The sequence below is a fragment of the Acinetobacter sp. YH12255 genome (assembly GCF_013417355.1).
GTDB lineage: Bacteria > Pseudomonadota > Gammaproteobacteria > Pseudomonadales > Moraxellaceae > Acinetobacter > Acinetobacter pseudolwoffii.
In genome coordinates, this window is sequence record NZ_VPEC01000004.1 from 1 (window position 1) to 24,290 (window position 24,290).

Consider the following 24,290-nt stretch of genomic DNA (forward strand, 5'->3'; position numbering starts at 1 on the left):
CTCACCATAGACCCATGATGCAAATTCCTTAATAAACCCATCTTTATTTTCAGGGGATACAAAATAAGCAAGGTCTTGCTCTACTTTCTTTAAGCTTTCAGTCAAGTATTTCATTGCAAGTTTTTTTAAAATTTAATACCTAAATTGTATATGTTTGACTATATTTGTCAATATAATTATTTACTATCAATCACTCTTGTATTGTCTGGCTGTTGTGGTAATGATCGCCACGCCTGGTCCGGTGATGTTGCTGGTGGCCAGTGCCGGTCTAAAAGGCGGTTATGCTGCGGCTTTAAGAACTATTTTTGGCACCAATTTCGCTTCATTGATATTGATTGCTTTATCGATATTAAGCCTGAAAGGCTTGCTGGTCATTAATGAACAGTGGCTGGATGCCATCAAGTTGCTGGGTTGTCTGTATATTGGTTATCTGGGGCTGCAAATATTTCGGGAGGTGATTTTCCAGCAAGCAGAGTCAACTCAAAAGAAGTTATCTCCGGTACGTGGCGGCTTTCAGCAGGGTTTTCTGGTCGGTATTTCCAATCCCAAAGATATTATTTTCTTTGCGGCTTTTTTCCCGCAGTTTATTGGTATTACATCTGATCTCGATTTGAGTCTCATAATCTTAACCTTGAGCTGGATCGTGCTGGATTTCCTGACCCTGTCGGTGGTGTATTTGGGTTTTAACCGTTTATCCCGTTCTCGGTTGTATCCGCATTTGCTGGCCTTGTGTGGTCTCATTCTGCTGATCATTGCTCTTTACGGCATTTATCAGATCCTGATTTAAAAAAGTACTGCACAGTTGTAAGGTTCCTGCCTGGCATATGCGCTAAAAATCATGCTAAGGTAAAATCAAATAAAAATTGAACAGATCAGCATGTCTAAAACAGTAACCAAGCCCGATCATCCATTCTCACCGCTGTTATTTATTCAACCTGCTGTTATTCAGATTCTTCAAATCATTGGACTCGCGCTGATCGCTGTCAGTATCGTGTATCTGCTGGCAGCAAACTGGTGGATGCTGCCGAAATTTGTCCAGTTGTTTATGCCGCAAGTTTTATTGCTGGGTTCGGCATTGCTGAGTGTGCATTTTGCTGCGCGAGAAAAGTTAAGACAAAGTCTGGATACTGTATCGGGTTTAATGCTGGGCTTAAGTCTGGCGGTGATTGGGCAGATCTATCAGACTGGCGCGGACAGTTATCAACTATTTTTGCTTTGGGCATTGTTACTTTTGCCTTGGCTGTATCGACCGAATATTGGTGTGTTTGCATTATTTTGCGTGGTCAGCCAGCTGGCGCTTTATTTTTATTTTAAACAAAGCTTTTGGTTGGTGCGTGCTGAAACTGCCTATCTGCTCAGTCTTAATCTGTTGACCGGACTGAGTCTGATCTATGCATTACGCTATTATCCGGTTTTACGCTATCTGTTGATTGCCGTGGTGGTACTCATTTCGGTATTCAGCATGTTTCGATTTATCGACTCGAATTCGATCTGGTATTTGGCTTCGGTACTGGTCTTAGCACTGTTATTTAGTGCTTATTTCTATACTCGGCAGCAACAGCTGGAAACCAGTTTGCTGGTTGCAGGGCTGGCACTGAGTTTTAGCATTCTGATTTTTGATCTCACAGACCAATATTTGCAAAATTCAGCTGCAGGCTTATTGGTGCTGGCTTTGCTCATCTTTGGCTGGTTTGCGGCGATTAGTGCGCTGCTGATAAAGCTGTTACCCCAGAGCCGGTTTTCGGTCATTCCACTGGCGCTGGGCGCATGGATTGCTGGTGTGATACTGGCCATGCTGTTGCTGACCTATTGGGAAAGTTTATCCATCCTGATGGGGCTAATCTTTATCGGGATTGCCTGGTGGCTGATTCATAGCAAGCCTTCAGTTTTTCTGCGGCAACTGGCTTATTGTTTGTGGGTTTGCGGTCAGGCTGCTGTCCTGATTCATACCGAATTGTTGACAGATAGTTTATTGCTGATCTGGCTGATACAAATCGGTATTACGTTGCTAAGTATCATGAATCGCATGCATTGGCTGGTGCTGCTATTACAGTTATTACTGGCTCATGCGTTGGGAATTGCAGTTTTAATCGAGCAGCACCCATTTTCTCATGACCATCGCCTGATCACATGGATCATGCTGTTGAATTACAGTGTGCTGACCGTGGCTTTACTCACTGCAAGACACTGGCTTGCTTCAGCTTATGCCAAAAGTGTGAATCTGTGGATGATCAGTATTTTGGCAGCAACGGCTATTTTTCAATGTCTGTTGCAATTTGGCGTAGCGCAGCAACTGCATCCGCGCGGTATAGATGAAGCAATTGTTTTCTATATTTTACCCGCAGTATGGCTGCTGAGTTTTATCGGAATACATCTGAAGCAATTTTCGCTGACACCACTCTGGCTGATTCCTGCCGTAGGCATTTTACTGATTGCACTGGGCTATTTTGAAATTTTCATCATTCTGGTACTTATGGCCTGGGCGATGGTCAATCAACAGCGATTGATGCAGGCCTTATTGGTTCTGTTACTGATCTTCTGGTTATGGTTGCTGTATTACAATCTGGGACTCAGCTTTTTATTTAAGAGTGTCAGTATCTTTGCTTCAGGTCTGCTGGTTTTGCTTCTGGCTTATGTGTTGAGCTCACCGAAATTTCAGTCGAAAACAGGAGTAGCCTCATGAAAAAGTTCTGGGTGCTACACCTGAGTATTTTTAGTATTGCCTTATTTGTGGGCTTAATTATCCAGCATGAATGGCATTTAAGAAATAGTCAGAGTATTTTTGTTAAGTTGGCGCCCGTCGATCCGCGTTCGATTTTGCAGGGCGATTATATGGCGCTGAACTATCAGTTGCATTTTGCTGGTCTGGATGCTGATGAAACTGCCCTGAATCAAACAGGTTCAGATATCACTATTCAGGATTTTAAAGATCGGTCTCAGATCGTGAGCTATGTACGCTTGGATGCACAACGACGAGTGATACGAAGCAGTTTTGATCCGCGTCTGTTACAAGTTCATCCGGCATCTTCCGTAAAACTGCTGTTAAAGAATCCACGCAATAGTTTTGAAGCTTTATATCCGGCGGCCAATAGTTTTTTATTCGCCGAAGGCCTAGAGCCGTGTTATCGCAATGCCAAATTTGCCGAACTTAAGCTTAAGGAAAATGGAAAGGCTTTACTGGTTAATCTTGTTGACTCCCATTTAAAGCCCCTAAATTGTGAAAGTTCTAAAAGCTGGCGGCAGGGCAGTTAATTATATTTAGTCATTCTGGCCATAAAAAAGCCCGCGAGGTGCGAGCTTTGGGAATCTGGTCGCATCGACTTAAGCGACTTGTACCGGAATACAGTTGGCAGTATGGCTGACGGTATTGTTTGGATTTGTATAGACCAAGCGTGGCTGATGTGCATTTGCTTCAGCTTCAGTGAAATCACCAAAAGTTGCAATAATGATGATATCGCCTACATCGGCTTGATGTGCAGCGCCACCATTGACTGAAATGATGCCTGAATTATCTTCGCCACGAATGGCATAAGTTGCAAAACGTTTACCATTGGTCACGTTCCACACATGAATTTCTTCGTATTCGCGAATGCCAGCTAAATCCATCAAAACGCCATCAATTGCACATGAACCTTCATAGTGTAATTCTGCATGTGTAACGTGAGCGCGGTGAATTTTGCATTTTAATAAACGAGATAGCATGGCTAGCGTCCCCTGAGTTGAACTAAGACTTTGATCATCATATGGTTGAATCAATTTCTACGACACTGGATAAGTGGGTAGGCTTGCGCATTTTGCGCTTAAATGATCTTTCTGACAAGCAGAATTGTCCAGCGATTTTTGAATGATCAGTTAGGCTTATAGGCATTAATTTGATTCATGGCTTGCTGTACTTCTGCATTCACCAGCATTTTGGTACGTGCGAGCGCATGTGAAATTGCATCATCCATTAACTTTTGTTCGCTGCTGGGCGCTTTACTGAGCACATGACCAGAAACACGGTCTTTGGCACCAGGATGGCCGATTCCAATACGCAGGCGATGGAAGTTTGAACCAATATGCGGCACGATATCGCGTAGACCATTATGACCACCGTGACCACCACCCGTTTTCAGGCGAATGACACCAGGATTCATATCCAGTTCATCATGGGCAATCAGGATCGATTCAGGTGCGATATTGTAGAATTTGGCAAAAGGAACAACACTTTTACCGGAAAGGTTCATAAAGGTTGTAGGTAGAAGAAGACGAACGTCTTGACCTTCGATATTGCCACGACCACTAAATCCATTGAATTTCGGGTCTTTCTTGAGGGTAATGCCATATTGCTCTGCAAGGCGTTCTACGAACCAGGCCCCTGCATTATGGCGGGTTTGGGCATACTCAGAACCTGGGTTGCCCAAACCAACAATCAGTGAAATATTTGACACTAATTACACCATTAACACTTATGCGCGTTTAAAGTCAGCGTGCATAGGCGTGTTTTTAGCTGGGTGACGTTGTAAGGCTTGGATTTTTACGCTTTCAACTTTACCGTCTACATCAATTTCGATAACTTCTTCAAAGAAAGAGTTATTTTCTAAAAATTTAACAAGCTGACGAAGCTCAAGAGTAACAGCTACAGGAGCAGCTTCGCCACCGTAGATGATTGCAGGAACTTTAGCTTGAAGACGAAGGCGGCGGCTCGAACCTTTCCCTTGAACTGCTTCTTCACGTGCTGCTGCGTTTAATACGAAGTTTGCCATGATAGACATCCTATTTAAGTTAAATGAACCAGACTTGCGACCAGTCTAGTGAGTAAAAGCCCTACCAAATGGCAGGGCTTTGAAAATTCAGCGCTCTATTATAGATAAGAATCGAACATTGCGCTAATAGATTCTTCGTTGTTAATGCGACGAATCGTTTCGGCAACCATGCTGGCTACGGAAACCTGGCGAATCTTGCCCAGTGCTAAAGCTTCATCTGAAAGTGGGATGGTGTCACAAACCACCAACTCATCAATCACAGAATGTCTTAAGTTTTCTAATGCTTTACCAGAAAGTACTGGATGCGTTGCATAAGCAACAACCTTGCGAGCACCGAAAGTTTTCAATGCATCAGCTGCTTTGCATAAAGTGCCTGCAGTATCTACCATGTCATCGACGATGACACAATCACGATCTTTCACATCGCCAATCAAATGCATCACTTGTGATTCATTCGCTTTTTGACGACGCTTATCGATGATTGCAAGATCGATATCACCCATTTGTTTCGCAACAGCACGTGCACGAACCACACCACCGACGTCAGGTGAAACCACCATCAGGTTGTGATGTGACTGCTGACGTAAGTCAGCAAGTAGCGCTGGTGTACCGTAGATGTTGTCTACAGGGATATCGAAGAAACCTTGGATCTGGTCAGCATGAAGATCAATCATCACAACGCGGTCAATACCTACAGTCGTCAGCATGTCTGCAACGACTTTAGCAGTAATTGGCACACGGCTTGAACGTGGACGACGGTCTTGACGAGCATAACCAAAGTAAGGAATCACGGCAGTAATACGACCTGCACTTGCACGACGCAAAGCGTCAGCCATGACTAAGATTTCCATCAGGTTATCGTTAGTAGGAGCACAAGTAGGTTGCACGACGAATACGTCTTTACCACGAACGTTTTCAGTAATCTCGACAGCGATTTCACCATCAGAGAACTGACCTACAGAGGCAGCGCCTAGAGGAATATGTAAGTGACTTACGACTTTTTGAGCGAATTGTGGATGCGCAGATCCACTAAAAACGACAAGATTGGGCATGAAGCACCCTTGGCGGTTGGGATATATGGGAATAGATGGCAGGGGTAGCTGGATTCGAACCAACGGATGCCGAGATCAAAACCCGGTGCCTTACCACTTGGCGATACCCCTAATGCGGCAGAACTTTAATATTTTTACGGTAAAGTGTCAAGGTAAATTAACAGTCTTACAGCAAATGAGTGTTCTGTCTTTTTTCGAGAAAATGGCAGGGGTAGCTGGATTCGAACCAACGGATGCCGAGATCAAAACCCGGTGCCTTACCACTTGGCGATACCCCTAAATTTGATGAACTGTAAGATGGCAGGGGTAGCTGGATTCGAACCAACGGATGCCGAGATCAAAACCCGGTGCCTTACCACTTGGCGATACCCCTAATACAGTACATCTACAGGTGAAAATGGCAGGGGTAGCTGGATTCGAACCAACGGATGCCGAGATCAAAACCCGGTGCCTTACCACTTGGCGATACCCCTATCTACACTTTAAACTGAACTAAAGGTGATTCTTGTAAACTGTTGACCAGGTAAGCTTTACATGGTGCATTTGCAAGAATATCTTCGATATTCAGATTTTCAGTGACTTCAATAAACACACAAGCACCTGTACCTGTAAGTTTTGCAATACCGAACTGGTCGAGATATTGCATCGCTTCATCGACTTCAGGATATAAGGATCGAGCCAGTGGCTCAAAGTTATTTCCAAAATCAGATGGCGTTTGCTGATAGGCGCAAAATTTAGTGCTCTTCGTGTCTCTTGTCAATGCTTTTTGCGAAAAAAGCAGTTGAGTGCTGATAAAACAGTCAGGTTTTAACACAATGAATTGTTTTTGATCTAAGTCTATGAATGTTAAGTGTTCGCCAATGCCTTCAGCCCAGGCATTTCGACCATGTACAAATATCGGTACATCTGCACCCAGCTTGACTCCGAGATCTGCCAGTTGCTCGATATTTAAACCGCACTGCCAGAGCTGGTTCAGCACAATCAGGGTGGTGGCTGCATTCGACGAACCGCCACCGAGTCCAGCACCCATCGGGATATTTTTTTCCAGACGAATCTTTAGCCCGGTCAGTGTTTGAGCATAGGGCTTCAACAGTTGTACCGCACGATAGATTAAATTTTGTTCCAGATCGACTGAGGCCAGCCCTTCAATCTGGATGTGTTGATTATCTGTTTGTTCAAACTCCAGCCAGTCATACAGATCAATCAGCTGAAAAATGCTTTGCAGCTCGTGATAGCCATTTTCACGGCGACCGGTAATATGTAAAAACAAATTCAGTTTAGCAGGCGAGGGAACACGAATCATCATGGGCTAACATCAGGTCAATTAACGGTTTTCAATGATCATTGTAATACGGTTTTCCGCACCATTTTCAAGTGACTGCTTTAAAATCAAGCGGTTTGGCATTTTTGCCTGCGCATTGTAATTGAGATCGACCGTCCAGCCCTGTTCAATAATCTGGCTAATCCGCTGTGTATCATCTTTTTGCAATTTGGCAGTCGTTGTCGCAGGGCGGGCCTGTACCCAGTCCACTAAATAGCTGATCGGTGCTTGCCAGCCTGTGGCGCGTTGCAGTAATTCTTCGGCACTGGCCGCCTGAATCACACCCGTTTTAGCACTGTTTAATGTGACTTGGCCGGGCGTGCCGGAAATCTGGGTTTTGCCCACACCTAAAATGCCACTCAGCTCAATATCAAATTCTTCTTGCTGTTGTACCCAGGTAAAGAATGCACTGCCGGTCTGTTGCGGTGTGCGCACACCAATTTTACCTTGCAGCTGGAATTGATTATCTGCCTGTACAGAAGGTGTCACTGGCGTTTGCGGATTGATCATCTGCTGACAGCCAGTTAAGAATAAAGCAGTTGCTGCAAAGGCACAGCAGCCCAATTGGCTTAAATTGCGCATAAAAGAATTAACTCGTTTGGTTTTGTGGTGCTAACAATAGCGAATTAAGTTGTTTTAATTCGGGGTCATTTGGATGGTTTTGTTGTAATTGTTGTAACACTTGATGGAAGTGTTGTATATCACCATTCATGTACAACGAACGCGCATAACGTACCCCAATCTTCACGCTTGGATTGAGTTGATACGCTTTGTATAACACATCTGCAGCCGTGGCAAAGTCATTCTGTAAATAACAGATATAACCATAGGTATCCAGAATGGAAGCCTGTTCCGGTGCATATTCCAGTGCCTGTTCGACATAGCGGCGCGCTTCTTCCAGACGCCGGTTCTGCATTGCCAGGGTATAGGCATAGGCATTCAGATAGGTCGGACTATTCGGTTCAATCTTGAGTAAATTTGCCAGCAATTCATCCAGCTTGTTGCGATCCTGATGTGGATCTAGCAATAGCACTTGTGCATAAACCAGTTCCGGATCATCCGGCAGGTTTTTGCTGGCTTCTTCTAGCAGGCGGATCGCGGCTTTTTTATTCTGCATACGCGTTAAAATATCTGCCTGGGCCAGATATAAAAAGCTGGCATGTTGCGGATAATTCACCCGTTCCTGAGTCAAGAAACGCAGCGCATCATGCAGCTTATCCTGCTGGGCAAAAATCGAGATCATGTTACGACGCGAGACGGTGTACAGACTGCCATCGACCAGACGATAATAGGCTTTGGCGGTTTCATAATGCTGTTTGCGTTCAGCATTCACTGCCAGATAATAATAGGCTTCATTTTGATACTGTGCAGAATAACGCAGTTCGACCAGATGTTTTTCGGCCTTCTCGTATTCTTCCAGATCAATACTGGTCAGTCCGGCAATAAACAAGGCTTCTTCAGCCGTTGGCCATTTTTTTAGAATATCCTGCAGTTTTTTTAGCGCTAAAGTCGATTCATTGAGCTTGACCAGATATTTGACTTCGGCCAGACGCACATCCAGATTGTTACGGTGTTTACGGCTGGATTTTTCATACCATTGCAGAGTTTCCTCTGGATCGTCGAGAGCATTCAGCAGATTGGCTTTCATCAGGATATAACCAGTCGCATTCGGACGTTTTTTTAGAGCACGGTTAATGGTATTTAAAGCCTGTTCCAGCTGACCATTTTGTGCTTCCAGACCGGCCACCAGCACCAGAATAGACGGATTGTCTCTGGCTTTGGTGGTGCTTAAAGCCTGAATCAGATAGCTGCGGTCTTCTGTGCCTTCAGGTGAAATCCCAGCGAGAATTTCTTCCAGATCGGCACTGTCATCAATTTGCAGGATTTTCTCTAAGGTCTCTGCCGCCAGCTCATACTCATGCGCTTTCAGGGCAATATGGGATAAATAAAATAAGGCGGGGACATCCTGCGGCTCCTGTACCACCCAGTGGGTCGAGATATCGAGGGCTGCCTGTAAATCATCATGTTCCAATGCAACATTCAGTGCACGCTGCTTGACCGTGGTGGAATTGCTCTTGATTGCCAGAACCGTATAGTTGTGCAAAGCAGTCGGAATGTCATGTGCGGCAATGGCAAACTCGGCCATCATACTTTGTTTTATGGCATCATAATTTTGATTTGCATGGTAAACTGCTTCCGCTGCATAAAGATGAGCAGTTGAAGCCATGCTACCCACCAATAGGAATGTGGTAGAATATTGCTTAATTGTAGGGCCGTTGATACGGCTGATTGTTTGACGCAATTTTTCTTGATCCAAGTAATGCTTTTTATGACACCGATATTGCACAATAGCATAAATTTATTGAAATGATGACCTGATATGTCTTTCTTTGCATTGGGTGTCAACCATCAAACTGCCTCTGTAGAACTGCGGGAACAAGTTGCGTTTAACCCTGAAAAGTTAAGTGCCATTCTTGCCGAGCAAAGCCAACACCCTGAATTAAACGACATGGTGGTGGTGTCTACATGTAACCGAACCGAAGTTTACGCGATGTCTGACAATGTCGACATGGTGCTGAACTGGCTCGCCCAAAAAAATGGGGTGGATGTCAAACAACTGCAAAATCATGTCTATCGTTATGAAAATGCCCAAGCCGTGACGCACTTGATGCGTGTCGCCAGTGGTCTGGATTCACTGATGCTGGGTGAACCGCAGATTCTGGGACAAGTCAAAAATGCACTTTCTCTTGCCAAAGACTCCCAGACGGTGTCACGCAGTTTAAACCGAATTTTTGAATATGCCTTTTATGCGGCCAAACGGGTTCGTTCCGAGACTGCTGTCGGCAGTCATGCGGTATCGATGGGCTATGCGGTTGCACAGTTGGCCCTACAGGTATTTAGTCATCCAGACAAGCTCACCATTATGGTGGTAGCAGCCGGGGAGATGAACAGTCTGGTCGCCAAGCATCTCGCAGAAATGGGTGTGGGCAAGATTATTATCTGTAACCGTACCCGAGAACGTGCAGACATTCTGGCGCAGGAAATTGCGCATCGGGTAGAAGTAGAAATTATTGACTTTGACCAGCTGGCAGACAATCTGCATCGCGCCGATGTGATTTCCAGTTGTACCGGCAGTCTGCATCAGGTGATTCATTTTGCAGATATCAAAGCGGCACTGAAAAAACGCCGTTATCAGCAAATGTTGTTAGTCGATCTGGCCGTGCCACGTGATATCGATCCTAAAGTTGAAAAACTTGATGGGGTATATCTGTATGGCGTCGATGATCTGCAAAGCGTGATTGAGGAAAATCTGGCGCATCGTCGTCAGGCTGCGGTTGAAGCCGAAGTTATGGTGAATCAGCTCGCAACAGAACTGATGACCCAGCAAAAGGTCAAGCAGGCCGGGGCCACCATTCATGCTTATCGTGACCATGGTGAAGAGTTGCGGCAGGAAGAACTGGCATTGGCGCTGCAACGTATTGCCCAGGGTGAAAAAGCAGAAATGGTTATGGCTGAGTTTTCGCACCGCCTGACACAGAAACTCTTACATCCGACTTCTATTGTGCTGCGTGAGGCGGCCAAGGCGGAAGATCCAAGCTGTTTTGAAATGATGCGCGATACCTTGCAAGAGGTAGTTGATACACGCCGCAAGACCAAACATTAGCGAGCTCTTTAACAATAGCTATTTTGAAGAACGGCGTTTAGAGATAAACGCCTTATTTTTATTTGAAGCGATTTAAAACTGTTAATCGTCCAATAAGGTCATGGAGCGTTTTTTATCAATTTCGTAAATCTGCATTTTCAGATTCTTCATTTCTGCAATGCTGCTAAATTTTTTCGATTTTATCTTGTTTTTCAGACACTGATATTGCAGCTTGGTCGAGAAGTCTGCCGCCAGTTTGTCGGCCTGTTCAGGTGAAGAGGTATAATCGCTCACATTGGCATGTTGTAGAATATGCTGTAATTCATGATGATGTACTGCACAGGCACCTAAAACATAATAGATCGAGAGTTCAGGATCATCCGGCAGGTCATCAAAAATCACATTCAGAATATTTAGGATTTTAAACAGCAGCTGATCTTCAGATACCAGCGCACGCAGTGGTTCAAAATGAATATACAAATAGGGATGATTCATCAAAATTGCAATCACATATTCTTCAGCATCAATTTTGGTGCTAAAACTTAAGGATGCATCGGTATTAACCTTGGGTTGCCATTTACGGTTAAAGCCCAGTTTTTCGCGGAAAAATTGCTGCAGCAAATAGCGGAATGAGCCATGTTTAGGCAATAATTCGGTCAGATTTTTCAGTTCACCCATGACCTGACTTTTACCTTCAGGGGTAGTGATTTCCTGATTTTGGGTCAGATGGGCAAACACGAAGTCCGACATCAGCGGCGCCTGATCCAGCAAGCGTCTAAAGTTTTCGATGCCTTCACGGCGGATCAAGGAGTCCGGGTCATGGTCAGCAGGCAAAACAAAGAATTTCAGCTCACGGCCATCACTGAGTAATGGCAGGGCAATGTCCAGCGTTCGGCGTGCGGCTTTTTGACCGGCAGCATCGCCATCAAAGGCAATGGTAATCCGGTTGTTCTGCTTAAACAGAATGTTCAGATGGTCGGTATTACTGGCAGTTCCCAGTGTCGCGACTGCGCCATGAATGCCGTATTGCTGCAATGCAATCACATCCATATAGCCTTCGACCATCAGCCATTCCTGGGCTTTCTGCTTTCTGCCTTCATACAGCCCATAAAGCAACTGGTTCTTATGGAAAACTTCAGAGTCTGGCGAGTTGATGTATTTGGGCTTGATCTCGTCATTGAGCGCACGGCCACCAAAGCCGACCACACGACCCTTGGTATCACGAATCGGGAAAATTACCCGCTCTCGCAGCAGGTCGAAATCACGGCCACTGTCGCTGGTACGAATTAGCCCCAGTAGTTTCAGGCCTTCGATATCCTGAGGAAAGGCTTTTTCCAGATGTTGCCAGTCTTCAGGTGCATAACCTAAGCGCCAATAGGCAATGGTTTCTGCAGTCAGGCCACGTTGCTTGAAATATTGCTGTGCACTGGAACTGTTGGGTAACTGGCGTTCATAGAACTGCGCAATATTTTCCAGCAGGTCGTATAAGTTGCCGTCTTGCTGAACTTCGGCCATTGGCATGTGCTCAAAAGCAGCAAAAGGGTCGCCGTAGAAATCCTGTTCGGAGGCCTGAAACTCTGCAAATGGATCAAAAGAAGCATCCGACACAGAATGTTCTTGTGCTGGGCGTTGCGGAGCTTGCGTATTCTCAACTTTGGTCGCAGCGACTATTTTCGGTTTGGCGGCTTCCCGTTTGTATTTTAATTTATTGGAATCAGTATTGTCTTTTGGCAGTTCAATGCCGGTCTGACTGGACAGGTCTTTCATCACTTCGACGAAATTACGGCTACCAATGTCCATTAAAAAACGGATGGCGTTGCCATTGGCCTGACAGCCAAAACAGTGAAAATATTGTTTGTCACGATAGACGTGAAAAGAGGGCGATTTTTCCTGATGGAAAGGACAGCAGCCCGAATAGGTACGGCCAGTTTTTTTCAGTTTCACGAATTGACCAATCACATCGACAATATCGGTGCGATCGAGAATCTGATCAATCGTATGTTGAGGAATTGCCATAATCTGCTGAGCTTCTCGTGCTGCGTATCTAAGGTTTAAGTGATTGAATCAATAGGATTCAACTGATTCAGGTCAATTCTTTTTAACTTCCTTTGTATACCTTTTGCACGATTTGTTCAAGCCTGGCCGGGACAAAGCAAAAGGGCAAGTATGATACCTTGCCCTTAAAGAAAATGCACCTGCGACAGTCGGCTTATTCGGCAGTCGGTTCAGGTTGCTCTGCTTCGGTATTTTTAGGACGATCAAGCAAACCAAAAGATACACGATTGGTCAGGCTGCGCTTTTCAGTTTCTGGCGCATCCGACTCTGCATTGTTGTCAGTCACCGTCTTGGCTTCTTTACCAAAAATACCCAGTGTGGCACGGTTAAAGAAACTGCTTTCGCTACGTGCTGCACGCAAGTTGACCGTACCATCAGATTTCACCAGATTTGGATAATTCAGCTTTAACACATCAACATATTGCTGAGAGGTTGCTTTATCACCCAGTTGATCATAGCCATAGGCAATCGTTGCCAGTGCTTCTGGAATCTGAGGGGTTTGTGGATAATGTTCCACCACCCATTGTGCACGTTCAACCGCAGCCAGATAGGCTTTACGTTTTAAATTAAAGCGTGCCGCATTCATTTCATGCTCAGCCAGTTCCTGACCGATAAATTTCATGCGCTGCGCTGCATCGACCGCATAGGTGCTAGACGGATAGCGGCGAATGAAATCGACAAAATTCTGATAAGCCACTTTCAGATAGCTGACATCACGATGCGACTGTTTCAGCGAGGTATAACGCAGCAGACCATTATAGTTCTGCTCCATATTGGATACGCCGCGTACATAGTAAGCATAGTCGACATTTGGATGTTGTGGATTCAGACGGATAAAGCGCTCTGCCAGTGCCACTGCACCTTCATAATCTTTTTGCTGAAATTTTACATATAACAGTTCAAGCTGCGCTTGCGGAGCATACTGACTGGTCGGGAAATAGGTTTCCAGTGCTTCTAGCTGTTTTGCGGCATCGGTATATTGATTACGATCTAGCGCTTTCTGTGCTTTTTGAATATAAACTTGCTCGCTAGATTCAGGACCTTTATCCACGACTTCTTTTTTGGGATTACTGCTACAGCCTACCATTGCCGATGCAATGCCAATCGTGAGGGCAAGCATTGTCATTTTATAATGTGGTAGCGACATAAAAATTCCTCTGTTAATACGGGCAATGAGCTACAATTGCACTATTAAACCACTTTTGTCTGAATGAGCAAATGAGTCAAGCACAATCTTCCAATTCTAATATCCCTGATACTGATTTCAATTTACTTGAAGATTCTGAGGATGCAGATAACCATACTTCAGAAGCAACTGCAACACGTTTATCGTTGCAATTTCAACTGGATGAAACTTATATCGGGCAACGGATCGACCAGATTGCCGCGATGGTCTGGAGCGATTTTTCCCGAGAAAAATTAAAGCAATGGATCAAAGATGGCAATTTATTGGTGAATGGTCAACCGGTCAAGCCGAAATTTAAAAGTGATGGTTTTGAAATCCTGACCTTAAATGTCGAGCTTGAAGCGCAAACGCGAAACCTGCCGGAAGATATTCCACTGGACATCATCTATGAAGATGATGACATTATCGTCATTAACAAAGCTGTCGGCATGGTTGTGCATCCGGGCGCAGGCAATACATCGGGTACTTTGGTGAATGCTTTGTTACATCATTATCCAAAATCGGCTGAACTGGCACGTGCCGGTCTGGTACACCGTATTGATAAAGACACCAGTGGTTTGTTGGTCGTCGCGAAAAATCTGGAATCACAGTTCTCTCTCAGCAAACAGCTTGAGAAAAAATCAGTGTATCGTCTGTATGATCTGGTGGTATATGGCAATATTATTGCTGGCGGTACCATTGATGAACCGATCAAACGCCATCCGGTGGATCGCGTGAAAATGACTGTGCTTCCGGGCGGTAAAGATGCAGTAACGCATTATAACGTCAAAGAGCGCTTCCAGCATTTCACCCGTGTTCAAGCCCGTCTTGAAACCGGACGTACCCACCAGATTCGTGTGCATTTTAGCTATATCGGCTTTGGCCTGATTGGTGATCAGGTGTATATGCCGCGTGTACGTATGCCGGCAGGTGCATCACAATTATTAGATGATACTTTACGTGGCTTTAAACGTCAGGCCTTGCATGCAGCAAAACTCGGTCTGACCCATCCGCGTAGCAAAGAAGAAATGACCTTTGAAGCGCCGTGGCCGGAAGATTTTGCCAATCTGATTGAAGTGCTGCGCACCGAAAACAAAGCCTATTAATTTTTTTATTTAGCTCGCGTCAAAGCAAGGAATCGAGATGCAATTTGTACCAGGACTTCCACAAGGTGTGTATGTGGGTCAGACCCGCGTTCATCATGCGAAAGTACAGCCATCCATGCAGCCTGAGCTTGCAGGTTTTAATCTGGCCTTGCATGTGCAGGATGATGCGCAGCGGGTACAACAGCATCGTATGGCTTTACTGCAAGATTTCGCTGCCTTTGGCGTAGATAAAATTACCTGGATGACCCAGACGCATAGCACCATCTGTCATAGCATTAATGAACAGATACCCTTTGAGGCATTGGTCGGCGATGGTCTGGTGACGCAGCGCAAAGCGCATGCCCTGATGATGATGACCGCAGACTGTTTGCCGGTGGTGTTAGGTAATGCCGATGGTACGGAAGTTGCCAATTTGCATGCCGGTTGGCGTGGTCTGGCCGGTGGTATTATCGAAAATACCATTGCGGCCATGCAGACTCCGCCGACCTGGGCCTGGCTTGGTGCAGCCATCAGTCAGCCCTGTTTTGAAATTGGCACTGAGGTGAAAGTGGCTTTTTGCAGTAAATATCCTGAACTGGACAGTGCATTTCAGGTGGGCGAGCAGGCGGGTAAATATTATGCCGACCTGTATGCGATTGCGCGTTATATCTTGCGACAACATGGGATACATACCGTATTGGGCGGGGATCAGTGTTCTTATCGTCAGGCGGATGAATATTTTTCTTATCGCCGTGAGCCTAAAACGGGTCGTATGGCGACATTCGTGTTTATGGCATGAAAATGTTAAACTTAACTGAATTTTTTGGCTTTTGAGCATTATGTCCCTATCTTCCAAATCTGTTGCGATTGTTTATCACAGTCTTTATGGACACACGGCTAAAGTGGCAAATTTTATTGCCGATGGTGCACGGGAAACCGGTGTTCAGGTGCATATGATGAATGTCGAACATATTGATTGGGATGTGCTAGATGCCGCAGATGCGATTGTCTTTGGTTGTCCGACCTATATGGGAAGCCTGACCTCTGCCATGAAGCTGTTTATGGAGCAGTCATCCAAGCGCTGGCTGGCGCGTAGCTGGCAGGGCAAACTGGCAGCAGCTTTTACCAATGGTGGCGGGCTTAGTGGCGACAAACTGGCAGTGTTGCAGCAAATCAACCTGTTTGCGATGCAGCATGGTATGTTGTGGAGCGGTTTGCCCTTGATGCCGACAGGTCGTGCCGTGACTGATCTGAATCGTATGTCGAGCTTTTTGGGGCTGATGACCCAGTCGGACAATGCACCGGTAGAAGTCACCCCACCTGAAGGGGATTTAAAAACCGCGCTCTGGTTTGGCGAATATATTGCTTTGACACTGGCGCGCTTAAATCATCCAGCTTAGTCAGTGATAAAAAAACCTCCACATGCTGGAGGTTTTTATATTCAAGTATTGATCCATTATTTATGGAAAATTCGCGCTTTATCACGTTGCCAGTCACGGTCTTTTTCAGTGGCACGTTTGTCATGGAGCTGCTTACCTTTGACCAGTGCAATTTCCAGCTTGGCATGCGGGCCTTTCCAGTAACAGGCCAGTGGCACGCAGGAATAACCTTTCTGGTTAATCGCGCCCATCAGCTTTTCAATTTCACGGCGATTCAACAACAGTTTTCGGGTACGGGTCGCTTCAGGCACCACGTGTGTTGAAGCACTCAGCAAAGGCTGAACTTGCGCACCAAACAGGAAAGCTTCACCATTTTTAAAGGTAATATAGCTTTCTACAATGGTCATACGACCGGCACGCATTGATTTGACTTCCCAGCCCTTTAATGACAGCCCCGCTTCAAATTTCTCTTCAATAAAATAATCGTGGCGGGCACGTTTATTCAGTGCAATGGTACCGCCATTATTTTTTTTTACTACAATAGATGCTTTCGCCATAATCTGATACTTCCAAACGTGCTGCTATTGTACCGCAACTAGAAATAAGGTGAAGTTTTTTAAATTAATGAGGATTATTCACCAAAAAAACAAGTTTTTGCTAAAATAAGATTCTACATAACAAACAGAGTACAAATGGATGTCTAAAACTCGTGTGATTTATCCGGGGACTTTTGATCCAATTACCAATGGACATATTGATTTGGTAACCCGCGCAGCGCGAATGTTTGATGAGGTCGTTGTGGCGATTGCCATCGGTCATCATAAAAATCCGGTATTTAGTCTGGAAGAGCGTGTTGCCCTGGCAAAAGAGTCATTGAGTCATTTGGACAATGTTGAATTTGTAGGTTTTGATGGTTTGCTGGTCAATTTCTTTCGTGAACAAAAAGCGACGGCTGTACTGCGTGGTTTGCGTGCAGTGTCCGATTTTGAGTATGAATTTCAGCTGGCCAATATGAACCGTCAGCTTGACTCCCACTTTGAAGCGGTATTTTTAACTCCTTCAGAGCAATATTCTTTTATTTCATCCACTTTGGTGCGTGAAATTGCTCGATTAAGAGGTGATGTGACCAAGTTTGTACCACCAAACGTGGTTGCTGCCTTCGAGCATAAACTTCAACAAGGTTGGTAGCGTGTCTTTATATATCACCGATGAATGTATTAATTGTGATGTCTGTGAACCTGTATGCCCGAATGAGGCCATTTATATGGGTGAACTCATTTATGAGATTCATCCAGATTTATGTACAGAGTGCGTCGGACATCATGATCAACCGCAATGTCAGCTGTTCTGTCCGGTGGATTGTATTCCACTGGATCCGAACCATGCGGAAACGCAGGAGCAGCTGCAAGCCAAGTATGAAAAACTGACTGCTCAAAAAACATCAAGCAATTAGTCTCGATATTTGGTACTATGCCGCTCGAAGTGAGCCAGACGATCGCTGCTGTGGAGATCTCCGTGATTGAAGCAGGGGAGGAAAGTCCGGGCTTCATAGGGCAAGGTGCCAGGTAACGCCTGGGCGGTGTAAACCGACGGCAAGTGCAGCAGAGAGAAGACCGCCTTCAGTATGTTTTTGAGCAATCGGAATCGGAGGTAAGGGTGAAAGGGTGCGGTAAGAGCGCACCGCATGGCTGGTAACAGTTCATGGCGAGGTAAACCCCACCGGAAGCAAGACCAAATAGGAATCCATTAGGCATGGCCCATGCTGGATTCGGGTAGGTCGCTTGAGCGCATGAGTGATTGTGCGCCTAGAGGAATGATCGTTCACGACAGAACCCGGCTTATCGGCTCACTTCAACAAATTTTGATCAAACAGTGCATTATGGGGTTGACGCTCTTTAAAGAAAATCTCATAATGCGCGCACAGTTTAAGGCTATGTAGCTCAGTTGGTTAGAGCACCGCACTCATAATGCGGGGGTCACAAGTTCAAGTCTCGTCATAGCCACCATATTCTGAAAAAACCCACTCCGATTGAGTGGGTTTTTTTATGTCTGATATTTGGTGATGATGTTGGTGGAAAATCTGAAAAGCACTACAATAGTTAAAATAAAACAAATAACAAGAATATGTATGATGATTAAAAATTTAATGCTATCAACTTTAATTTTATTTATGGCTTTGCCTGTTTTTGCTGCAGATTCAATTAAGTCATTTCCTTTTAAAGAAAAAAATATTTCCAAAGCAGAAATAAGATCAATTTGTCAAAAAGTAAAATTTAGTTGTGATGAGTGTGATGCAAAACTTTGGGTAGTTAAAATTGCTGAAGCTGAAAAATATTATTTAATTGATGAAAATTTACAAATTATTCAGCTTTCAAAAAATCTTGGAAAATATCAAATCATTGATTATTGGGATCTAACCACGTATCAACAGGTTTATGCGCTTAAAGAGGATAAGAGTGGTATAGAATTTATATATCCTGCCTTATACCCACTCAATCGGCATAGTTATGCTATTGCCTTAATTCATGGCTGGGTTTCAAATGATGCAGGTGAACAGAATGCACAGTTTATTCAATTACTTCCAAAAGGAAAGACAAAACTGGTCTTCGAGCATTTACCTTTTTACGAATACCAGAATCGACTTTCCTGCTACAAAGATATGAAAGATAAAAAGAATAATTATTGTGATGATCAGAAGGAGACCGTACTTAAGATCAGCTATAGAGATGTAGGATTGGCTTATTATGAATGGCGTTTAAGTTATTTGAATATAAACTGGCTTAAAAATAATAAAATCGACGAATATAAACAGCGGAGTTTGGTGTTAATCCCTTTTATTCAAGCGCAGTAAAGGCATGTAGCAGTGATCTAACATCATCCGTCTGCAACTGCTCACGCATTTTTAAAAACTGCTTTTCATCTAAGTCATAGAGCTTAAGAGAAAGCAGTTTTTCTATATCTGCTTTAGGAAAATGATATTTAATAATTTTGGCAGGCACGCCACCGACCACTGCGTATGATGGAACGTCTTTTGTCACCACGGCACCTGTTGCCACCACAGAACCTTCGCCAAGCGTTACACCTTGCATAATCATGGCACGAGAGCCAATCCAGCAACCATCGCCAATGAATGTATCGCCAGCAGGCACAAAACTGCGTGTATCGAAGGGAAAGGCTGAAATCCAGTCGGTACGGTGTAATTGATTACCACCCATCATAATCACGCATTCTGCGCCAAAACAGACAAAATTGCCGATATAGAGCTGATCAATGGGTTTATCTGGGGTAGAGGGCTTGTCATGTAGATAACGCACCACGCAACGCTCAAAACCCTGATCCCAATAAGCAGAATAGTAAGAATAGTTTCCCTTAATATGAATATTTGGATTCTTCACCGTTTTTGAGATGAATTCGAACTCACACCAGTGTTTGACAGGGGAATTAATTAACTTTTCAGACATGCGTATATGGCGTTTAGAAGGTGGGGGGATTATATCAAACAAAAGTCCCCCTTTGAAAAAGTGGGATTTTGGGGGGATTCTTAAATAAGGCCTCTCCTTTGTCGAGTAGTGTTCTTCCTTTCCTAAAAGGAAAGGCAATTTTATTGTGAATTTTGATTTGTAATGATGGCTTTGTGTCCCTATGGAATAACATCCTCAGAATATATGCTGAGTGTACAAGGGGGTGAAGAATATAATTTAAATTATGAAAAATTTTATCTGAACAAATTCCAAAAGATACTAAAAATACGAGCAATACAATTGGGAAAATGAAAGCCCAGAATTGCGCAGCTGAGTATCGCGGTTGAAATAATCAGGACAGAACTGGTATGCATGTCGATGAAGTATGACCAGTTGATCGCGATGGCAACACCAAGGATCAAACCGCCAAGTGCATAGTAAAAAGCGTGTATGAAGCGATCATCCATTTTTTGTTATCTATTTTATTATTTGCTCATAAATTAAAGCTAAATCAATAGTTTTGCAATAAAAAACCCCTCAATTGAGGGGCTTTAATTGTTGTAAATATCTAAAGCTTAGATATATTCAACTTTCACAATTTCGTATTCAACTTCACCATTTGGTGTCGTAATTTTCACATCATCGCCTTCGTTTTTACCTAAAAGACCACGTGCAATTGGTGAGTTCACAGAGATCTTGTTGATCTTAAAGTCTGCTTCGTCATCGCCTACAATCTTGTAAGTTTTTTGCTCTTCAGTATCCAGGTTTTCAATTGTCACTGTCACACCAAAAACCACACGACCTGATTGCTCAAGTTCTTTCACATCAATGACCTGGCAAGCGCCCAGTTTCCCTTCGATGTCCTGAATACGGCCTTCACAGAAGCCTTGCTGTTCACGCGCTGCGTGATATTCTGCATTTTCTTTTAAGTCGCCGTGTTCACGTGCTTCCGCAATCGAAGCCGTGATACGAGGACGGTCAACGGTTTTCAGTTGATGTAATTCTTTCTCTAAGGCAATTTTGCCTTCAGGAGTCATAGGATAACGTTGCATGTTGTCCCTCAAAAGTCAGTTGAAAGATATAAAATCTATAAATAAAAAAAAGCCCGCCACCAAGAAGGTAGCGGGACTTCTTGGAAACTTAATTAACCTTTAGTTAGGTCTTGCAAGCGATATACATCCATTGGCAATTTGATTGCTAAAGCTTGGCATACAGCATCAGCACCGTTCAAGGTGGTCGTGTAATACACTTTACCTTGTAGCGCAGAGCGACGGATCGAGAACGAATCCTGCTGAGCCTGTTTACCTTCAGATGTATTGATAATGAGGTGAATTTCGCCATTTTTCAAGCGGTCCACGATATTAGGACGGCCTTCGGTTACTTTATTCACACGTTCACATGCAATACCCGCTTCAGTAATCACGCTGTATGTGCCACCCGTTGCAAGCAACTTGAAGCCATAGTCTACCAGTTGCTGAGCGATACGCGCGACATGCGGCTTATCTGAATCACGAACAGACAGGAATGCATGTTTTACTTCGCCTTCAGTTGGTTTACCTGGTAAGCGATCGTTCGAGCCTAATACAGCTTTATAGAACGCTTCACCAAATGATTTACCAACACCCATGACTTCGCCAGTCGATTTCATCTCAGGGCCAAGGATTGGGTCAACACCCGGGAATTTGTTGAATGGGAACACCGCTTCTTTTACAGAGAAGTGCTGAGGAATAATCTCTTTAGTGAATCCTTGAGATTCTAGAGATTGACCTGCCATACAACGTGCAGCAACTTTTGCTAAAGACTCACCGATACATTTAGAAACGAACGGTACAGTACGTGATGCACGTGGGTTCACTTCCAGAATGTAAACGTCAGTGCCTTTTACTGCAAACTGAACGTTCATCAAACCGATTACACCCAGTTCTTTTGCCATTGCAACAGTTTGACGGCGCATTTCGTCCTGTACTTCTTGAGAAAGCGAGTAAGGAGGAATCGAACATGCTGAGTCACCAGAGTGGATACCCGCTTGTTCAATGTGCTGCATGATACCGCCAATTACAACGTCTTTGCCGTCAGATACGCAGTCCACGTCAACTTCGATCGCGTCATCAAGGAAGCGGTCAAGAAGAACCGGTGCTTCGTTTGATGCTTGAACTGCATCACGTAAGTAGCGTTTCAATTCGTCATCGTTATACACGATTTCCATGGCACGACCGCCAAGAACGTATGATGGACGTACAACGAGTGGATAGCCAACTTTCGCTGCTTCAGCCATACCTTCTTCAGCAGATTTTACAATGCTGTTGTTCGGTTGACGAAGTTGCAGACGCTGAATCATTTGCTGGAAGCGTTCACGGTCTTCTGCACGGTCAATCGCGTCTGGAGATGTACCGATAATTGGCGCACCGGCTTCTTCCAAAGCACGAGCCAATTTCAAAGGTGTTTGACCACCGTACTGCACGATAATGCCTTTAGGCTTCTCGATACGTACGATTTCAAGTACATCTTCCAATGTGATTGGTTCGAAGTACAAACGATCTGATGTGTCGTAATCTGTAGAAACCGTTTCAGGATTACAGTTGACCATGATGGTTTCATAACCATCTTCACGCATTGCAAGCGCTGCGTGTACACAGCAGTAATCGAACTCGATACCTTGACCAATACGGTTAGGTCCGCCACCAATCACCATGATCTTGTCACGCGTTGATGGATTTGCTTCACATTCTTCATCGTAAGTTGAGTACATGTACGCTGTATCAGACTCAAATTCTGCAGCACATGTATCGACACGTTTGTAAACAGGGGTTACGCCCAGGTTCCAACGGTGTTTACGGAATTGTTTTTGTGAAATGCCCATCAAGTCTGCAATACGAAGATCCGATAAACCTTTACGTTTGAAGCTGCGGATGTTGTCCGCGTTCAAATCACCAAAACCTAAAGATTTAATCTGTTCTTCAGTTTTAATGATGTCTTCGATCTGGATCAGGAACCAAGGGTCGATATTGGTTGCAGCAAATACTTCATCAAGTGTAAAGCCGTGACGGAATGCATCACCAATGAACCAGATGCGCTCAGGACCTGGCACTTTAAGTTCTTGAAGAATTTTATCTTTCGCACCTTCAGCACCGATTTCGATTTTTTCATCGAAGCCAGAAGCACCAACTTCAAGACCACGAAGCGCTTTTTGCATAGACTCCTGGAAGTTACGGCCAATGGCCATGACTTCACCGACAGATTTCATCTGAGTCGTCAAAGTTGCATCTGCTTGCGGGAATTTCTCGAAGTTGAAGCGAGGAATTTTCGTTACAACGTAGTCAATCGCAGGTTCGAATGAAGCAGGAGTTGTACCGCCCGTGATGTCATTTTTCAACTCATCAAGGGTATAACCTACAGCCAGTTTCGCCGCGATTTTCGCAATCGGGAAACCCGTTGCTTTAGATGCAAGGGCAGAAGAACGAGAAACCCGTGGGTTCATCTCGATCACAACGATACGACCGTCTTTAGGGTTGATACCGAACTGAACGTTTGAACCGCCTGTTTCTACGCCAATTTCACGTAAAACTGCTAAAGATGCGTTACGAAGCAATTGGAATTCTTTGTCTGTCAATGTTTGTGCAGGAGCAACTGTGATTGAGTCACCCGTGTGCACGCCCATTGGATCAAAGTTTTCAATGGTACAGACGATGATACAGTTGTCGTTTTTGTCACGAACAACTTCCATCTCGTATTCTTTCCAGCCAATTAAAGATTCATCAATCAATAACTGTTTGGTCGGAGAAAGATCGAAACCGCGTTCACAGATTTCAATGAACTCTTCACGGTTATATGCAATACCGCCGCCTGAACCACCCATCGTGAATGATGGACGGATAATCACAGGGAAGCCGAAGCGTGCTTGAATAGTTAAAGCTTCTTCCATTGACTCGGCAATATCTGCTTTTGGACATTCAAGACCAATTTTACGCATTGCCTGATCGAAGAGTTTGCGGTCTTCAGCTTTTTCAATCGCTTCTTTGGTCGCGCCGATCAATTCAACATTGTATTTTTCTAGAATGCCGTGCTCATCAAGGGCAAGGGCACAGTTCAATGCAGTTTGACCGCCCATGGTGGGAAGAACTGCGTCTGGGCGTTCTTTCTCAATAATTTGTGCAACAGTTTGCCAGGTAATCGGTTCGATATACGTTGCGTCTGCCATTGCAGGATCGGTCATGATGGTCGCCGGATTCGAGTTGACCAAAATAACGCGGTAGCCCTCTTCACGAAGGGCTTTACATGCTTGAGCACCTGAGTAGTCAAACTCACATGCCTGACCGATGACAATCGGACCCGCACCAATAATTAAGATGCTTTTAATGTCAGTACGTTTAGCCATGATGCTTCC

Annotated in this window: 23 protein-coding genes, 5 tRNA genes and 1 other RNA gene; 12 read left to right on the forward strand and 17 right to left on the reverse strand. The window is 44.5% G+C overall.

Features of this window, described 5'->3' with window-relative positions; all coding sequences use genetic code 11:
- Positions 1-220 precede the first annotated feature (220 nt).
- From FTV30_RS02590 to FTV30_RS02600, 3 genes are all read left to right on the forward strand, one after another.
- Positions 221-787 (forward strand): LysE family translocator, encoded by a 567-nt coding sequence (locus FTV30_RS02590; RefSeq protein ID WP_180000957.1) that lies wholly within the window; start codon positions 221-223, stop codon positions 785-787.
- 90 nt (positions 788-877) lie between these two features.
- The gene (locus tag FTV30_RS02595) at positions 878-2,683 is read left to right on the forward strand and encodes a DUF2157 domain-containing protein (protein ID WP_100329104.1); all 1,806 of its coding nucleotides are present in this window, start codon (positions 878-880) and stop codon (positions 2,681-2,683) included.
- Positions 2,680-3,252, forward strand: a complete 573-nt coding sequence (locus FTV30_RS02600; RefSeq protein WP_180000958.1) for a GDYXXLXY domain-containing protein — start codon at positions 2,680-2,682, stop codon at positions 3,250-3,252. Before FTV30_RS02595 ends, FTV30_RS02600 begins: the two co-directional genes overlap by 4 nt.
- Positions 3,253-3,321: 69 nt before the next feature.
- Here the strand turns inward: FTV30_RS02600 and panD are convergent, their stop codons facing one another.
- The 11 genes from panD to FTV30_RS02655 all read right to left on the reverse strand — a co-directional run bounded on the left by panD (position 3,322) and on the right by FTV30_RS02655 (position 9,420).
- Positions 3,322-3,702 (reverse strand): aspartate 1-decarboxylase, encoded by a 381-nt coding sequence (gene panD / locus FTV30_RS02605; RefSeq protein ID WP_180000959.1) that lies wholly within the window; start codon positions 3,700-3,702, stop codon positions 3,322-3,324.
- Between the two features lie 146 nt (positions 3,703-3,848).
- Positions 3,849-4,430, reverse strand: a complete 582-nt coding sequence (gene pth, locus FTV30_RS02610) for an aminoacyl-tRNA hydrolase (RefSeq protein ID WP_074383404.1) — start codon at positions 4,428-4,430, stop codon at positions 3,849-3,851.
- Between the two features lie 18 nt (positions 4,431-4,448).
- On the reverse strand, positions 4,449-4,745 hold the full coding sequence (gene rplY / locus FTV30_RS02615) for a 50S ribosomal protein L25 (RefSeq protein ID WP_005097741.1): 297 nt from the start codon (positions 4,743-4,745) through the stop codon (positions 4,449-4,451).
- Between the two features lie 98 nt (positions 4,746-4,843).
- Positions 4,844-5,797 carry a ribose-phosphate pyrophosphokinase gene (locus FTV30_RS02620; protein WP_005097740.1) on the reverse strand — a complete coding sequence of 318 codons (954 nt, stop codon included), beginning with the start codon at positions 5,795-5,797 and terminating at the stop codon, positions 4,844-4,846.
- Positions 5,798-5,833: 36 nt separating this feature from the next.
- Positions 5,834-5,908 (reverse strand) — tRNA-Gln (locus FTV30_RS02625).
- A 92-nt stretch (positions 5,909-6,000) separates the two neighbouring features.
- Positions 6,001-6,075: transfer RNA gene (locus FTV30_RS02630), tRNA-Gln, on the reverse strand.
- 20 nt (positions 6,076-6,095) lie between these two features.
- Positions 6,096-6,170: transfer RNA gene (locus FTV30_RS02635), tRNA-Gln, on the reverse strand.
- 25 nt (positions 6,171-6,195) lie between these two features.
- A tRNA-Gln gene (locus FTV30_RS02640) sits at positions 6,196-6,270 on the reverse strand.
- 2 nt (positions 6,271-6,272) lie between these two features.
- Entirely contained in the window at positions 6,273-7,100 is an 828-nt protein-coding gene (gene ispE, locus FTV30_RS02645; RefSeq protein ID WP_035337985.1) for a 4-(cytidine 5'-diphospho)-2-C-methyl-D-erythritol kinase, read from the reverse strand.
- A gap of 21 nt (positions 7,101-7,121) precedes the next feature.
- The gene (gene lolB / locus FTV30_RS02650) at positions 7,122-7,700 is read right to left on the reverse strand and encodes a lipoprotein insertase outer membrane protein LolB (RefSeq protein WP_005097737.1); all 579 of its coding nucleotides are present in this window, start codon (positions 7,698-7,700) and stop codon (positions 7,122-7,124) included.
- Positions 7,701-7,707: 7 nt separating this feature from the next.
- On the reverse strand, positions 7,708-9,420 hold the full coding sequence (locus FTV30_RS02655; RefSeq protein WP_100329191.1) for a tetratricopeptide repeat protein: 1,713 nt from the start codon (positions 9,418-9,420) through the stop codon (positions 7,708-7,710).
- Positions 9,421-9,498: 78 nt separating this feature from the next.
- Here FTV30_RS02655 and hemA point away from each other — a divergent pair, with 78 nt between their 5' ends.
- Positions 9,499-10,782: a glutamyl-tRNA reductase gene (gene hemA, locus FTV30_RS02660; RefSeq protein ID WP_005169843.1), complete on the forward strand. Its 1,284-nt coding sequence runs from the start codon at positions 9,499-9,501 to the stop codon at positions 10,780-10,782.
- 81 nt (positions 10,783-10,863) lie between these two features.
- On the opposite strand, the gene FTV30_RS02665 is transcribed toward hemA, so the two are convergent.
- Positions 10,864-12,777 carry a DNA primase gene (locus FTV30_RS02665; protein ID WP_180000960.1) on the reverse strand — a complete coding sequence of 638 codons (1,914 nt, stop codon included), beginning with the start codon at positions 12,775-12,777 and terminating at the stop codon, positions 10,864-10,866.
- Between the two features lie 193 nt (positions 12,778-12,970).
- Positions 12,971-13,963 carry an outer membrane protein assembly factor BamD gene (locus tag FTV30_RS02670; protein ID WP_005097733.1) on the reverse strand — a complete coding sequence of 331 codons (993 nt, stop codon included), beginning with the start codon at positions 13,961-13,963 and terminating at the stop codon, positions 12,971-12,973.
- Between the two features lie 71 nt (positions 13,964-14,034).
- Here FTV30_RS02670 and rluD point away from each other — a divergent pair, with 71 nt between their 5' ends.
- Genes rluD through FTV30_RS02685 form a run of 3 tightly spaced genes read left to right on the forward strand, consistent with a single transcriptional unit; the run spans position 14,035 to position 16,466 of the window.
- Entirely contained in the window at positions 14,035-15,087 is a 1,053-nt protein-coding gene (rluD, locus tag FTV30_RS02675) for a 23S rRNA pseudouridine(1911/1915/1917) synthase RluD (RefSeq protein ID WP_005169846.1), read from the forward strand.
- A gap of 37 nt (positions 15,088-15,124) precedes the next feature.
- Positions 15,125-15,865: a peptidoglycan editing factor PgeF gene (gene pgeF, locus FTV30_RS02680; protein ID WP_005169848.1), complete on the forward strand. Its 741-nt coding sequence runs from the start codon at positions 15,125-15,127 to the stop codon at positions 15,863-15,865.
- A 40-nt stretch (positions 15,866-15,905) separates the two neighbouring features.
- Positions 15,906-16,466 (forward strand): flavodoxin family protein, encoded by a 561-nt coding sequence (locus FTV30_RS02685; protein ID WP_180000961.1) that lies wholly within the window; start codon positions 15,906-15,908, stop codon positions 16,464-16,466.
- Between the two features lie 56 nt (positions 16,467-16,522).
- Here FTV30_RS02685 and smpB read toward each other — a convergent pair whose 3' ends face one another.
- Positions 16,523-17,002 carry an SsrA-binding protein SmpB gene (gene smpB, locus FTV30_RS02690; RefSeq protein ID WP_004280586.1) on the reverse strand — a complete coding sequence of 160 codons (480 nt, stop codon included), beginning with the start codon at positions 17,000-17,002 and terminating at the stop codon, positions 16,523-16,525.
- Positions 17,003-17,141: 139 nt separating this feature from the next.
- Here smpB and coaD point away from each other — a divergent pair, with 139 nt between their 5' ends.
- The 5 genes from coaD to FTV30_RS02715 all read left to right on the forward strand — a co-directional run bounded on the left by coaD (position 17,142) and on the right by FTV30_RS02715 (position 19,296).
- On the forward strand, positions 17,142-17,633 hold the full coding sequence (gene coaD / locus FTV30_RS02695) for a pantetheine-phosphate adenylyltransferase (RefSeq protein WP_100355885.1): 492 nt from the start codon (positions 17,142-17,144) through the stop codon (positions 17,631-17,633).
- 1 nt (position 17,634) lies between these two features.
- Positions 17,635-17,898, forward strand: a complete 264-nt coding sequence (locus FTV30_RS02700) for a YfhL family 4Fe-4S dicluster ferredoxin (protein ID WP_005097729.1) — start codon at positions 17,635-17,637, stop codon at positions 17,896-17,898.
- 26 nt (positions 17,899-17,924) lie between these two features.
- An RNA gene (gene rnpB / locus FTV30_RS02705) (RNase P RNA component class A) lies at positions 17,925-18,302 on the forward strand.
- 72 nt (positions 18,303-18,374) lie between these two features.
- Positions 18,375-18,451: transfer RNA gene (locus FTV30_RS02710), tRNA-Met, on the forward strand.
- Between the two features lie 56 nt (positions 18,452-18,507).
- Positions 18,508-19,296 carry a hypothetical protein gene (locus FTV30_RS02715; RefSeq protein WP_257228888.1) on the forward strand — a complete coding sequence of 263 codons (789 nt, stop codon included), beginning with the start codon at positions 18,508-18,510 and terminating at the stop codon, positions 19,294-19,296.
- On the opposite strand, the gene FTV30_RS02720 is transcribed toward FTV30_RS02715, so the two are convergent.
- The 3 genes from FTV30_RS02720 to carB form a co-directional block, all read right to left on the reverse strand.
- On the reverse strand, positions 19,280-19,906 hold the full coding sequence (locus FTV30_RS02720; protein WP_180000962.1) for a CatB-related O-acetyltransferase: 627 nt from the start codon (positions 19,904-19,906) through the stop codon (positions 19,280-19,282). The two genes, FTV30_RS02715 and FTV30_RS02720, sit on opposite strands and share 17 nt — an antisense overlap.
- 575 nt (positions 19,907-20,481) lie before the next feature.
- A complete protein-coding gene (gene greA, locus FTV30_RS02725; RefSeq protein ID WP_005097724.1) occupies positions 20,482-20,958 on the reverse strand; it encodes a transcription elongation factor GreA in 477 nt (158 codons plus the stop codon).
- 92 nt (positions 20,959-21,050) lie between these two features.
- Positions 21,051-24,281, reverse strand: coding sequence for a carbamoyl-phosphate synthase large subunit (gene carB / locus FTV30_RS02730; protein ID WP_005097722.1), 3,231 nt, complete (start codon positions 24,279-24,281; stop codon positions 21,051-21,053).
- Positions 24,282-24,290: the final 9 nt, after the last annotated feature.